The organism is Pseudoclavibacter sp. 13-3, from assembly GCF_021168475.1.
Taxonomy (GTDB): Bacteria; Actinomycetota; Actinomycetes; order Actinomycetales; family Microbacteriaceae; genus Pseudoclavibacter_A.
The window spans coordinates 386,946-400,029 of record NZ_JAJOZT010000001.1 but is presented as its reverse complement, the minus strand read 5'-3'; the positions used below and the strand labels follow the sequence as shown (position 1 = coordinate 400,029).

General features: G+C 64.7%; 9 protein-coding genes. 4 read left to right on the top strand and 5 right to left on the bottom strand.

The window, feature by feature from the left end; all coding sequences use genetic code 11:
* Positions 1–77 precede the first annotated feature (77 nt).
* The 4 genes from LRX77_RS01730 to LRX77_RS01715 are packed head-to-tail and all read right to left on the bottom strand — an operon-like array spanning position 78 to position 6,981.
* Positions 78–2,399, bottom strand: coding sequence for a hydantoinase B/oxoprolinase family protein (locus tag LRX77_RS01730; protein WP_231831132.1), 2,322 nt, complete (start codon positions 2,397–2,399; stop codon positions 78–80).
* Positions 2,396–4,573: a hydantoinase/oxoprolinase family protein gene (locus tag LRX77_RS01725; protein ID WP_231831131.1), complete on the bottom strand. Its 2,178-nt coding sequence runs from the start codon at positions 4,571–4,573 to the stop codon at positions 2,396–2,398. Before LRX77_RS01725 ends, LRX77_RS01730 begins: the two co-directional genes overlap by 4 nt.
* Positions 4,570–5,004 (bottom strand): acetone carboxylase subunit gamma, encoded by a 435-nt coding sequence (locus LRX77_RS01720; RefSeq protein WP_231831130.1) that lies wholly within the window; start codon positions 5,002–5,004, stop codon positions 4,570–4,572. The genes LRX77_RS01725 and LRX77_RS01720 overlap by 4 nt, the downstream gene beginning before the upstream one ends.
* Positions 5,005–5,046: 42 nt before the next feature.
* The gene (locus LRX77_RS01715) at positions 5,047–6,981 is read right to left on the bottom strand and encodes a hydantoinase/oxoprolinase family protein (protein ID WP_231831129.1); all 1,935 of its coding nucleotides are present in this window, start codon (positions 6,979–6,981) and stop codon (positions 5,047–5,049) included.
* A 321-nt stretch (positions 6,982–7,302) separates the two neighbouring features.
* Here LRX77_RS01715 and LRX77_RS01710 point away from each other — a divergent pair, with 321 nt between their 5' ends.
* Positions 7,303–9,147, top strand: a complete 1,845-nt coding sequence (locus LRX77_RS01710) for a sigma-54-dependent Fis family transcriptional regulator (protein WP_231831128.1) — start codon at positions 7,303–7,305, stop codon at positions 9,145–9,147.
* Here the strand turns inward: LRX77_RS01710 and LRX77_RS01705 are convergent.
* Positions 9,144–9,941, bottom strand: coding sequence for an IclR family transcriptional regulator (locus tag LRX77_RS01705; RefSeq protein ID WP_231831127.1), 798 nt, complete (start codon positions 9,939–9,941; stop codon positions 9,144–9,146). The two genes, LRX77_RS01710 and LRX77_RS01705, sit on opposite strands and share 4 nt — an antisense overlap.
* Before the next feature lie 173 nt (positions 9,942–10,114).
* Between LRX77_RS01705 and LRX77_RS01700 the strand changes: the two genes are divergently transcribed.
* The 3 genes from LRX77_RS01700 (at position 10,115) to LRX77_RS01690 (ending at position 12,843) form a co-directional block, all read left to right on the top strand.
* Entirely contained in the window at positions 10,115–10,822 is a 708-nt protein-coding gene (locus LRX77_RS01700) for a CoA transferase subunit A (RefSeq protein ID WP_231831126.1), read from the top strand.
* Positions 10,823–10,833: 11 nt separating this feature from the next.
* Complete coding sequence (locus LRX77_RS01695; protein ID WP_231831125.1) at positions 10,834–11,517, top strand: 3-oxoacid CoA-transferase subunit B; 684 nt, start codon at positions 10,834–10,836, stop codon at positions 11,515–11,517.
* Between the two features lie 129 nt (positions 11,518–11,646).
* On the top strand, positions 11,647–12,843 hold the full coding sequence (locus tag LRX77_RS01690) for a thiolase domain-containing protein (RefSeq protein ID WP_231831124.1): 1,197 nt from the start codon (positions 11,647–11,649) through the stop codon (positions 12,841–12,843).
* Positions 12,844–13,084 lie beyond the last annotated feature (241 nt).

Below are 13,084 nucleotides of genomic sequence, written 5' to 3'. Positions count from 1 at the left end.
TGCGAGAGATGCGGCGCCGACCGGGACGCCGGCGCCGCATCCGGATGCCTGCGTGCGTCGCAGGCGCACGGCAGGCGTCAGCGCAGCCGATGCTGGTGATCGTCGTGCCGGTCTTCGAGTTCGCCGACGCGCGCTTTGAGCTCGGCGATCTCGAGATCTTTCGGGTCTGGCATCAGAATGATCGGCAGATCCTCGACCTTGGCGACGATGCGCTGCGGGCCCTCATTCGTGAAGTGCGTCGCAACCAGCTCGTCGGTGTCATCGCCCCACGAACCGTAGTAGAGCAGATCTTCGGCGGGCCCTTCGGTGACGAACTCCTCGACGAACTCGTGGTAGGGCCTGCCTCGGCTGATGCGTGCGGCTCGCTCGGCGTCTCGCAGCCGCTGCGTCTCGGCGACGTCGATCACGAAGTTCGACGGATCCCAGGCGACCTTGTAGATCTCGGTGGCGACCTTCGGCGAGATGCGGTCGAGTTCGAGATCGGCGATCACCATCTCTGGCTCGCGGTCGAGCGGGTCGCCGTAGCCGCCGCCGGTGCCCTGACTGATCATGTAGAGCTCGCCGTCTTTGGCGATGTCGAACTGCAGACCCATGTGACTGGTGGAGTAGTCGGCACCTTCGAACGGCTGCTCGTTCATGACCTTCTCGATCGAGAGATCGAACTTCGAGGGATCCTTGCGCATGATGTCGTAGACGTTCACGCCCTTGACCCGACTGAGCGGATAGGTGTTGCAGCCGTAGCCGCCGAACGACCCCGAGATCGAGGGGAACTTGGCACCCGAGGTCACCGTCATGAAGCCCCACATCGGGGTGTTCTCGGCAGCGACGATCATCTCGTAGCCCATGCCGCCGCGGAACTTGCCGAAGCCCTGATTGTCTCGCACGATGCGCTTCGACACCAGCTGCATGAACGGCACCTCCTCTTCCATGACCTCCTGCTCGGCCGTGTCGGCCATCGCGCAGAACAACGGTGAGACGGCATCCTCCCCGTCGCGGAACGCCTTGGCCCCGCCGCCCATGCCGTTCAGATCGGCGCAGAGATTGCCCACCTGATCCCCGTGCTGGGTGACTCCACCCCAGAGGAACGTGTTGATCTGGTTGAACCACGGCGCGATGACGTTCGAGTACTTCTCGGGGGTCGAGAACTGGATCTTCGCCCACGGATTCTGCAGGGCCGAGAACGCGCGGAACGACGCCTGCAGAGACTGGCCCATTGGTGCGTCGTAGCCGGCATCTGTCCAGGTGTGCTCGTCCGAGATGATCTCGATCGGCGACATCGATGAGGTCGACCTCGGCAGATCAGGCCACCAGAAGGCCAGAATCGCCTGCATCATCATCGATTTGACCGAGCAGAGCGGAGAGTTGATCGCTCGGTTGAGAATCTCCGACCCGCTGCCTCGCAGATCGACGGTCATCTTCTCACCTTTGATCGTGATCTTGGCCGAGACCTTGAGCAGCACGTTCTCACGCAGGGTCGAATCCATGAACTGGTTGAATCGCACCGTGCCGTCGGGCAGTTCGCGGATGCGTCGACGCACCTCGGTCTCGACATCCTCGACGGTGAGGCGCAGCGCCCCGACGAATTCCTCGGTGCCGACCTCCTCGATGATGCGATCGACACGTTCGATGATGCGATTCACCGAGCCGATCTTGACCTTCAGGTCGGCCAGCTGCAGCTTGGGATCACGCACGGAGTGCTGCAGGAAGGTGAGCAGATCGCGACGCAGCTCACCACGCTCGACGATCTTGAACGGTGACATGCGCAGGCCGTCGTCGAAGGGCGTCTGCGATCCCGACGGCATCCCACCCGGCTCACAGGCGCCGTTCTCGCCCTCATGAATCGTGGCGGCGACCCAGGCGATGATCTTGCCGTCACGCATGATCGGGCTGATCATCGACTGGTCGGTGTTGTGCACGTTGCCGTAGCGCGCGTCATTGTGGATGAAGCCGTCGCCCGGGTTGATGCCGACGGTGGGCTCGTCCTTCCAGTACTTGTTGATGAAGCGGATGGGGTGGTGCAGAATCGCCGAGAATGCGATCACCCCGTGACACGAGAGGTAGGCCACGTCGCCCTCGGCCGTGTAGATGGCCGTGGTGAGGTCACCCCACTTGGCGCCGGGTGCGGCGCCGGTCGCCTCCATCATCTCGAAGCCCTCGTCGAGGGCTCCGGCGATGCGCTTGCGGATGCGGTCGACGCGCAGCGGATCGATGCCACCGTCGATGCACCGGTCTTCGAAGTCGGTGCGATCGGTGATGTGGTGCGAGCGCATGATCTCGGGGTCTGGGCCGAGAAACAGGGTGGTCTCGTCCATGAACTGGTCGACCCACTTTTGCTCCTGTTCGCTCAGTTCGCGTTTGGGACGCTGCGTGGTCGTGCTGGGATCGTTGATGATGGTCATGATCGGCCTTTCGCGTTGTTCGTCGAGACGGTGACGGATGCCTTCGCATCGCCATGCAGGAACCAGACCGCACCCTGCGGTGTCGGCTCGAGTCGCCAGTCGGCCTCGACGAGATAGGAGGTGTTCTCAGTGGTCACCAGGGCAGGGCCGTGGATCACGTGCTCGTGGGTCAGGGCAGACGCATCGTAGATCGGCGTCGACACGGGCTTCGACTCACCCACGAAGTGCATGGTGCGTTCGCCCACCGGCTGAGCCTCGGTGCGTTCGCCATCCCAGATCAGCGAGTCGAACTCGACGCGATCACCGTCGACGTACGAGGCCACACGAAGCGTCTGCACACGGATGCCGGCCTCGGGCGCCTGCGAGCCCGCGCCGTAGCGCAGACCGTAGATGTCCGAGAAGGTGCGAATGAGGTGCAGCACGTCAGCGACGCCGTGAATGCGGGTGATGTCGAACGACACGGCGGTGGTGACGAGCTGATTGCCGTAGCGCAGATCCATCTCGAGGCGATGCCTGACCTGATCGGGTGAGACTCCCTGGCGTCTCAGATCTGCCAGACCCTGCCGCTCCAGCGTTTCGACGATCTCGTTGAAGCCCTCGTAGTCGTCGTACAGCCCGCGTGACGATGCGTTGTAGAGCACGATGTGCACGCCCTTCTCATGAAAGTGCAGCTGCTTCATGTTGCCGGCGCCGCAGGCTGAGAAGACCGATGCGAATGGCGGCGCGAGCACCCGATTGATGCCGGCATGTCGGGCGACGCCGCACGCGTGCAGCGGACCATTGCCGCCGTAGGCGAGCATCGTGAAGTCTTCGGGAAGATACCCGCGCACGCGAAGCTCCTTCGCGATGCCGATCGCCATCTGCTCGTCGACGGCGTCTTTCACGACCTTCGCGGTCTCGATGACGTCGAGGTCGAGGTTGTCAGCCAGCTCCTCTTCGAACGCGAACTCGGCCCGGCTGCGATTGAGCTTGATGTAGCCGTTGGCGTAGTTGTCCGGATCGAGATAGCCCAGCACCAGGTCGGCGTCGGTCACGGTGGGCTTGAGCCCGCCGCGATCGTAGCAGGCGGGGCCCGGGTTCGAGCCCGCCGACTCCGGGCCGATCTTGACGGCCTGATAGATGCGGTCGAAGCTGGCGATCGAGCCGCCGCCGGCACCCAGGGTGAGCAGATGAATCATCGGCACGCTGACCAGCCAGCGATCGATCGTGGGCTGAAAGTCATAGTGCTTGACGCCGCCCTCGGGGATCAGCCCGATGTCGAACGAGGTGCCGCCCATGTCAGTCGTGATGATGTTGCCGATGCCGGTGGCCTCGGCCAGACCCTCGCCCGCACCGACCCCGGCGATCGGGCCCGAGTGAATCGTCTGCAGCGCGTCGGTCGAGTTGGTCTGCGCCATGCCGCCCGAGTTGTGGATCACGAGCATGGGCTTCTCATAGCCGGTGTCGCGAAGGTTGCCCGAGAGCTGCCCCATGGCGTGAAACATGATCTCGTGCAGAAAGCCGTCGATGATCGTCGACGTCGAACGCACGTACTCGCCCTTGCGGCCAGAGACCTGGTGACCGAGCAGCACGGGAATCGCCCCCAGCTGGTGCGCGGGAAACTCCTCGAGAATGATCTCCTGAATCTTCCGCTCATGAGTGGGATTCTCGGTGGCGTTCACCAGCGATACGACGATCGCCTGCGCGCCGGCGTCGACCAGTTCACGCACCTGCGTGCGCACGTCATCCTCATCGAGGGGCACCACGACTCGGCCCGCCGAGTTCACCCGCTCGCGCACCGAGCGAATCAGGCCGCGTGGCACCAGCGGCTCTGGCCGCTCGGCGCCGGGCAGATTCTGCTGCGCCGACGGGTCGAGGCCCTCGCCGTATCCGCGCCCTCTCGAGAGCGGAATGGTGTCTTCGAACCCGTGCGTGACCAGCGCTGCCACGCGAGGGCCCTTGCGCTCGATGAGCGCGTTGGTTCCCAGCGTGGTCGCATACCGCACTGAGTCGACCTCTTTGAGCACTCGTGCACGGTCGAGACCGGCGCGCTCGCAGGCCAGGTCGAGCGCGGAGTTGAATCCGAGAGCCAGATTCTGATGGGTGGTGAGGGCCTTCGCCTCGACATACTTGTCGTCCCAGACGAAGAAGCAGTCGGTGAAGGTTCCTCCGATGTCAACCGATACGCGTTTCATGCTGCACCTCCCTGTGAAGCGTGACTGTGCCGTGCGCCCTCGGGCTCGCTGCCGTCATCGGGGCCATAGGTGATCACCTGTTCGGGGTCGACGCCGCGGGCCTGCCACTGCTCGCGCAGCGAGTCGATGTCCCACAGCATGTCGACCGTCGGCGGGTGACCCGGCGGCAGGTACTCGGTCTCGAGCTGCACACCGCACGAAGGGCAGTAGTACTCGAGAATGCGGCAGTAGGTCGGGTCGGGAGCGAAGGTGAACTCGTATCGCTCGGGATCGATGATCGACTGGTGAATCTCACGCGGGTCGCGGTCGTAGACGAGCGTTCCCTCTTTGTAATTGCCCCGGGCATCGCCCAGGCTCTGCTCGCAGACACGACACTCCCATAATTCGGTGTCGAGGTTGATGCGCAGGTACTCGGTCATCGGCACTCGCATGGTGAATCTCCTTTGATTCGTGGATGGTTGATGGTGAGACGGTCAGGCGCTCGGGGTGGTGTCGGTCAGCAGCAGGTCGCCTGCTGTCGTGACGCGAAAGTCCCAGCCCTTGAGCACCCGTGCGGTGAAGAAGGGCCCTTCGACGATTGCCGGTCCCGACGCTCGCGCGCCGGCCGGCTGATCGACCAGCGTGTAGACGGGAACCTCGTCGACGCGATCGGCGGTCGAACGGATGGTGCGGTGCGCGGTCGGCACGGCATCCACCGGCTCGCCTGCGCTGTCGGGCGCGATGTGCACGTGGGGGAGCTCATGCGTGGCGGTCAGCGTGAGCGTGGTCTGTGTGTTCGGCTCAGGAGCGATCTCGTCACCGGGCGCATATGCCGATGAGCTCGGCTGCTCGCCGTCGCGCTCGACGCTGATCACGCTCTCGATCGTGCAGTCTTCGAGGTCATGGCCCTCTTGGTAGAGATCGCGACGTGCGCGGGCGAGCATCTCATCGTACTTTGCCCTCACGGCGTCGGCGCTGCCGTCATCGATGACGACTTCGTAGGATTGCGAAACGTCTGAGAAGCCGATGCCGAACGCAGAGAACACCGCGGCGAGCTTCGGGACGAGCACCTGACGCACGCCGTTGATGCGAGCGGCGCCGGCGGCACTCATCGGGCCGGCACCGCCGAACGCGGCGACGGTGGTCGTCGACGCATCGGTGATCGCATCGGCGAACGACGCGGCGATCGCTTCGAAGTAGGCGTGCTCGGCCTGTACCAGCGCCTCTTCGAGCGAGATGCCGAGCGGGTCGGCGATCGTCTTGCGAATCACCGCTGCTGAACGCTGCGGGTCGAGCGTGAGAGCCCCGTCGAGGTAGGTGTCTGCGTCGAGCACACCGAGCAGCAGGTTCACATCGGTGATCGTCGCGTGCTCGCCGCCGAAGCCGAAGCAGGCAGGGCCGGGAGCTGCCCCGACGCTGCGAGGGCCGACCTGGATGCGCCCGTCGACCACGGCGATGATCGAGCTGCCGCCCACACCCGCAGACTGCACGTCGCTGAGCGGAAACGACACCTCGACTCCGCGCACCTCGCCGCGCCTGCGCGTGGCGATCTCGGCGTTCTCGACCACGCCGACATCGGTCGTGGTGCCGCCCACGTCGATCATCAGCACGGTCTTGAGGTCGTAAGCCTCTGCCAGTGCCTTGGTGCCCTCGAGACCGCCACGCGGCCCCGACGAATAGGTCTTGAGCGCGACCGACTTGGCCACTCGTGACGAGGCGCCGTCATTGCGATAGATGAGCAGGGGGTTGCGCACGCGGTGCCCGCGCAGCCGATGCTCGGTGTTGTAGAGAAAACGCTCGATGGTCGGGTGCAGAAAGCTGTTGATGATGCTCGACCACACGCGCCGCGGGTGGTCACGGTCTGCTGCGAAGTCAGACGAGTAGAGCACGGGCACCGAACCGAGCAGATGCCGGGGAAACGCGCGCAGCAGCACGCTGCGCACGCGACGCTCCTGTGCCTCGCCGTCTGAGACCAGGCCGACGACCAGTCGCGCCGCTCCCTGGGTGGTCAGCCGGTTCACGACCTGCACGAGACCTTCGGCGAGTTGCTCGTCGTCGACAGCGGTGTCGATGACGGCCGTTCGGCCGCCGACCAGTCCCGAGAAGAGGTCTCTCTCGACCTCGGTGCGGTTCATCTGGTCGACGAGGGCGTCATCATCGGTGATCAGGCCGATCTTCGGACCCTTCCGCTCGACCAGGGCGTTGGTGCCCTGTGTCGTCGAGTAGCGAACGTGGCGTGCACCGCTGAGAAATCCGGCCAGGTCGGTCACTCCGGTGGCCTCTCCAGACACCTTCTCAATGCCGTCGAACAGGCACTGCGACAGATCGAACGGAGTGGTCAGCGTCTTCGTGTACGAGACGCGGTCGCCATCCCAGACGCAGATGTCGGTCAGAGTGCCGCCATTGTCGATATTGATGAGTCGTCCCATGTGAGCTCCTTTGCTCAGATCAGATGTTGCGCGATGCCCGGGCAGACCAGGGATCGCTGTGAACCAGTGTCGACAGCTGCCGCAGACGGCGAGTGTCCGATTTTGAGACGACTTCGCGTCTGACGCCTCGGACCACCTCTTGTTCGCTGTCTCTGCGCCGTCTGCGTCGAGCTCTGTCCGAGACTGTCTCGGCTCATCACCGCTGTCGTGCAGCGGAAAACAATACGATCCGGGCGCGAGCTTTCGAGATGGGGACACGCCTGCCTAGGCTGCAAGGCAGCACGATGTGGACGAAGAAGTCCCAGGACGAAGGAGTCCAGAATGCCGGTACAGCAGCCGATCACCAGCAGCGCCGTCGCGCACACACACCGTGGGTCGCATGCGGCGAGACACACCCGTGGGCCTGACACGGTCGAGTTCGTGCTCGCATCATGGCGACGCTCGCAGCAGGCCGGTGTCGAACGCACCGCAGAGGGCGCCCCCTACCTCGGGGTCATCGACGAGTCGCGTCTGCTCTCGTGCTCGCAGCCGGTGCTGCACCGGCTCACCGAGTCGGTTGCAGAGCTCGGGCTGAGCGTGGCGCTGAGCGACGGCTCGGCTCGCGTTCTCGCCCGATTCGACACCGATCGACGCACTGCCGAGGCCCTCGATGCGGTGGAGCTCGCCCCAGGGTTCGACTACAGCGAGGCGCAGGTCGGCACCAATGGCGTCGGCACGGTGCTGGCGTCTGGCCGCGGGGCGCACATCACCAGCACGAATCACTTTCAGAATCAGTTCGTCAACTTCACCTGTTCCGGTGCGCCGATTCGTAACCCGCTCACCGGCCGCATCGACGGCGTGCTCGACCTCAGCGGCGTCGTGGACGACTCGTGCGTCTTCATGCACTCGCTCGTGCACTCGGCCGCACGTGAGATCGAGCAGGCGCTGCTTGACGATCGCAGCGTGGTGCAGCGTACGATCTTCGATGCGTTTCTGCTGACCGATGCGCGCGCGGCGACCACCGTGCTCGCTCACGGGTCGAGCGTCTCAGTGGCGAACGCTCGTGCACACCTGGAGTTCGACGCCGACGATCAGCAGGCGATTCGAGCTCAGCTCGATCTGCTGCTCGAACGCGGTCGTGACGAACAGCTCGAGGTCACATTGGCTCGGGGTGATCGGGTTCGTCTGCAGGTCACGGTCGTGCACGTCGCCGGTCGTGCAGTTGGAGTCGTGGCACGGGTGCGCCGCGTGAGCACGAGACCGAGAGCCGTCATCACTGCGCAGCGCGAGCCGATCACGTCAGCCGGCGCACAGCATGCGGGTGCGCACGAAGAATCGCTGCTGCTGCGTTCGCCGAGCGCGAGCACACTGAGCACCACACCCGCGATGATTCAAGCCTGCACCGAGCTGGCAGCGGCCCTCGCCGCGGCGACGCCGGCCATGGTGATCGGAGAACCCGGAACCGGCAAGCTCTCGATGCTCAAAGAGCTCAGTCGTGAGGTGCCCGAAATCGTGCACACGATGGTGGTCACTCCGCATGAGCTGGCAGCGGGCGACGAACGCGATCTGCACGTCGCACTGAGCGCGATCGAGGGGCGAGCGCTGGTGGTCTTCCGTTCGGTCAACGAACTCTGCTCGACGGGCGCTCGGCGGCTGATCAGCCTGCATGGGCGGGTTCAGCGCGGCGATTACGGCGAGGTTCAGCTGGCAGCTACCTCGGCCCCGGTCGACTTCGCGACGCTCCAGCCCGATGTGCGTTCGGTCTTCGACGCCTTCGACTTCTCGGTGACCGCTCTGGCGCTGCGCCAGCGGCGCGATGACATTCCCCGCATCGTCGAGCGGATGCTCGCGGAGCGCTGGCGCGGTCGGCCGCGTGTGGTCGAATGGACCGCTCTGCGCGCACTGGGCGCCTACATGTGGCCGGGAAACCTGCACGAGCTCGAGCAGGTGATCTCGCACGTGCTGCGTGTGCGACCGAGCGGCAGCATTCGTGTCGATGACCTGCCCGTCGAGTGTCTGCAGCAGGGAACGCGCACAGCCGGCGAGCTGGAACGTGCCGAGCGAGACACCATCATCACCGTGTTGCGCAGCGTGCAGGGCAACCGGCGTCGGGCTGCCGAGCATCTCGGCATCTCGCGTTCATCGCTCTATCGCAAACTCGAGGCCTACGGCATACGTGGCGTCTAGGCTTCTGCAGCGGGTGCTGAGAGCTCATGGCGCAGCTCTTGGCCGAGGGCCTGAGCCTCTTGCCTCAGCAGGTCACCGATCCAGGCGCCCCGCTCGCCGCTGAGCCGCTGTTCGATGCCGGTCACTGAGAGGGCCCACTCCGGTCGGCCCTGCGCGCTCAGGACTGCGGCGCCGATGCCGTAGCTGCCGTTGACGATCTTGCCGGGATTGAGCGCATAGCCGCGACGTCTGGTCTCAGCCATCTGCTCGTGCACGGTGTCGAGGTCGAAGGCTGTCCCGTACGCTTCGCGCTCGTCTGCGCTGGCGGCGAGCATCTCATCGGCCTCAGCGTCTTCGAGTCGAGCGATGACGGCCATGCCCGCGCTGGCGACCCCCAGGGGAAAACGCGAACCGACCTGCAGAACGAACGAGCGGATCGGGAATGCGCCCTCTTCGCGGGCCAGGCAGACGGTGAAGGCGCCTCGCCGCACCGAGAGAAAAGCGCTCTCTTCAGTCAGATCGGCGATGCGGCGCAGATGCGGTCGGGCTCGTGCCTCGACCTGCACGCGCTGCGCAGACAGCGTGCCGAGCACATACAGCTCTGGCCCGAGCAGCCAGCGCCTGCCGCTCTCATCGCGTTCGAGCATGCCCAGCCGTTCGAGCGAGGTGAGCAGGCGGTGCGCCGTCGGACGGGTCAGAGCCGACGCCCCGACGAGTTCGGCCGTGGTCATGCCTTGGCTGGGACGGGTGGCGATCAGACGAAGCAGCGCGATGCCACGTTCGAGCGTCTGCGATCCGGGTGTCGAGGTGGTCATGGCGCCTTTCTACATGCTGATCACAATGTGAGCATCTGTGAGGGGTCTCAACTTCTGCTGCAGACTGTCGGCAGGCCATCTGCTCGAATATCATCTTGACCCTTGTGCTCTCTGTCAATACCATAACCGCACCGAACACAGAGTGGTGTTCATTATATGGACAAGGAGGTGCCATGATGCTGCAGAAAGTGGATGCTGCCCAAGCGTTCGCCAGCCGTGTGCGCGACGGCGATGTCATCGCGGTCGGAGGCTTCGGTCTGAGCGGCGCGCCGTTCGACCTCATCGATGCGCTGCGCGACACCGGCGCGCGACACCTGACGATCATCTCGAACAATATGGGCATTGCCGGCTGTGGGCTGGGCATTCTGCTCGACGGCCGTCAGGTCGATCGGGTGATCTGCTCATATGCCGGCGAGAACGCGGTCTTCGCCGAGCAGTTTCTCAATGGCGATGTCGCGGTCGAGTTCGTGCCGCAAGGCACGCTGGCCGAGCGTCTGAGGGCCGGGGGAGCAGGAATCGCCGGCTTCTACACGCGAACCGGAGTCGGCACACAGGTGGCCGCGAACAAAGAGACCCGAGAATTCGACGGCGTGGCTCACGTGCTTGAGCTCGGTCTGAAAGCCGATCTCGGACTGGTGCACGCGCACACGGCTGACGGCGCAGGCAACCTCGTCTATCGAGCTGCTGCACGAAACTTCAACCCACTCGTGGCCGCCGCCTCGCGGTTCACCATCGCCGAGGCGGAGCACATCGTCGACACAGGCACACTCGGTACCGAGGTCGTCGTGACACCCGGCGTGTTCGTCAACGCCATCGTGCAGAGCAGCAACCGCGACAAGCCGATCGAAGTGCGCACCGTGCGCGCACGGGCGCTGGTCTGAGAGGAGCGATCATGACCTGGACACGTGAAGACATGGCGGCGATCGCCGCGCTCGAGCTGCGCGACGGCGACTTCGTCAATCTCGGCATCGGCATTCCGACACTGGTCGCCAATCACATTCCCGACGGAGTGCATGTGACCTTGCACTCTGAGAACGGCATTCTCGGGGTCGGGCCATTTCCCTGGGAGGGAGAGGAAGATGCTGACCTGATCAATGCGGGAAAACAGACCGTCACCGTGCTGCCCGGCGCGACCTACTTCGATTCAGCGGTATCGTTCGGCATGGTGAGGGGCGGCCACATCGACATCGCCGTGCTCGGCGCACTGCAGGTCGCAGCCAATGGAGACCTCGCCAACTGGACGATTCCGGGCAAGATGGTCAAGGGCATGGGCGGTGCCATGGATCTCGTCGCGGGCACTCGACGCATCATCGTGCTCACCGATCACAACGCCCGTGACGGCAGCGCGAAGATCAAGCAGCACTGCGATCTGCCGCTCACGGGTGCAGGCGTGGTCGATCGCATCATCAGCGACATCGCCGTCTTCGATGTCACGCCACAGGGGCTGAGCCTCGTGGCCCATTGCGCTGACGCTGATGTCGACGAGATCACGCGTCGCACCGAGGCGTCCTTCAGCGTCTCGGGCGAGCTGCGCACCATCGGTCATCTGGCTGCTGAGTCTGACCCCATTCCCTGAAAGCCGTCATTCCTCCCGAGGTCTGCGAGGGAGCATTACGACACGACGCTGCACAGTGCGACGACGTCCCGCACGCGTCACCACATCGATCACGACCGCAGGGCGAGCTGCACTGAGAGAAGAGAGACCATGAACGCACCCACCCCCTTCATCGCCACATCCGCCGACCCGCTCATCACGGGCTGGGCCCACACCAGATTCGGTCGCCTCGACGACGACCTCGAAAAGCTCATCGTCACGGTTGGAAGGCAGGCCCTGGCGAGCGCCGCCGTCGAGCCCGCAGACATTGAAGAGATCGTCATCGGCCATTACAACTCTGGCCTCGTTCCCGTCGGGTTTCCGTCTTCACTGGCATTGCAGATTCACCCCGATCTGCTCTTCACGCCGGCGACGCGTGTCGAGAACGCCTGTGCCTCGGGATCGGCCGCGGTCGCCGCTGGCCTGCGCGCGGTTCGCGCGGGCGACGCGCGACACGTGCTGGTCATCGGTGTCGAGAAGATGACATCGGCGTCAAGCGAGCAGGTGGGAGCCGCCCTGCTGGGGGCGAGCTATGAGCTTGCCGGCGAGGAATCGACCGGTGGCTTCGCCCAGATGTTCGCCGATATCGCCGACACCTATGTCGAACGCTATGGCGACGTCGAAGACGCTCTGGCGATGATCGCCTCGAAGAATCATGCGAACGGTGCCCGCAACCCACTGGCGCACCTGCGCAAAGAGCTCGACGTCGATTTCTGTCGCACGGTCTCTGATCGCAACCCCATTGTTGCCGGCCGGCTGAAGCGCACCGACTGCTCGGCCGTGTCTGACGGCGCAGCGGCGCTGGTGATCTCGCGTCGGGATTCGGCACCGCAGACCGAGCACGGCTCGGTGCTGATCAGGGGGTTCGCGCAGGCGAATGACTATCTGCCGAGCGACCGACGCGATGCGACGGCGTTCGCCGGTACGCGCGCTGCCTGGCAGCGCGCCATGGCCAGCGCAGATTACGAGTTGCGCGACCTCAGCCTGCTCGAGGTGCACGACTGCTTCACGATCGCCGAGCTCATTCTCTACGAGGCGCTGGGTCTGAGCAGGCCCGGCGAGGGGCACCGCGTGCTCGATGACGGAACGGTCTATCCTGATGGTCGTCTGCCGGTTAATCTCAGCGGAGGGCTGAAGGCGAAGGGGCACCCGGTCGGGGCCACAGGAGTCTCGCAGCATGTCTTGGGCGCCATGCAGGTGACTGGCACGGCCGGGCCGATTCAGCATTCTGATGCACGATCGGTCGGCATCCTCAACATGGGCGGCACAGCGGTCGCCAACTACGCGAGCATTCTCGAGCGGGCCTGACCGTCATTCACGATCGTCGAGCCGGTGACTGTGCTAGTATCTGAGGTCGGCGAGCACACATGCTCGCCCGCGTCGTAGAACGCCTCTTGAACTCTTCACGAGTTCGCACTGCACACATGGTTCTGTGTCTGCCGTGCAGAGATCTCTTTCATACGGCGAACGGATGCGCCGACCGGCGCCTTCGCCACATCAGTCACCAGCTCGATGCTGCCGCGCTTGACCGCGCGGCCACGCGTCTGTG

Bases quoted from the DNA above. Each gene is read 5' to 3' on its own strand.
- LRX77_RS01690 (WP_231831124.1), top strand. From the start codon at position 11,647: ATGAACGCACCCACCCCCTTCATCGCCACATCCGCCGACCCGCTCATC.
- LRX77_RS01705 (WP_231831127.1), bottom strand. From the start codon at position 9,941: ATGACCACCTCGACACCCGGATCGCAGACGCTCGAACGTGGCATCGCG.
- LRX77_RS01695 (WP_231831125.1), top strand. From the start codon at position 10,834: ATGACCTGGACACGTGAAGACATGGCGGCGATCGCCGCGCTCGAGCTG.
- LRX77_RS01715 (WP_231831129.1), bottom strand. From the start codon at position 6,981: ATGGGACGACTCATCAATATCGACAATGGCGGCACTCTGACCGACATC.
- LRX77_RS01710 (WP_231831128.1), top strand. From the start codon at position 7,303: ATGCCGGTACAGCAGCCGATCACCAGCAGCGCCGTCGCGCACACACAC.
- LRX77_RS01700 (WP_231831126.1), top strand. From the start codon at position 10,115: ATGATGCTGCAGAAAGTGGATGCTGCCCAAGCGTTCGCCAGCCGTGTG.
- LRX77_RS01730 (WP_231831132.1), bottom strand. From the start codon at position 2,399: ATGACCATCATCAACGATCCCAGCACGACCACGCAGCGTCCCAAACGC.
- LRX77_RS01725 (WP_231831131.1), bottom strand. From the start codon at position 4,573: ATGAAACGCGTATCGGTTGACATCGGAGGAACCTTCACCGACTGCTTC.
- LRX77_RS01720 (WP_231831130.1), bottom strand. From the start codon at position 5,004: ATGCGAGTGCCGATGACCGAGTACCTGCGCATCAACCTCGACACCGAA.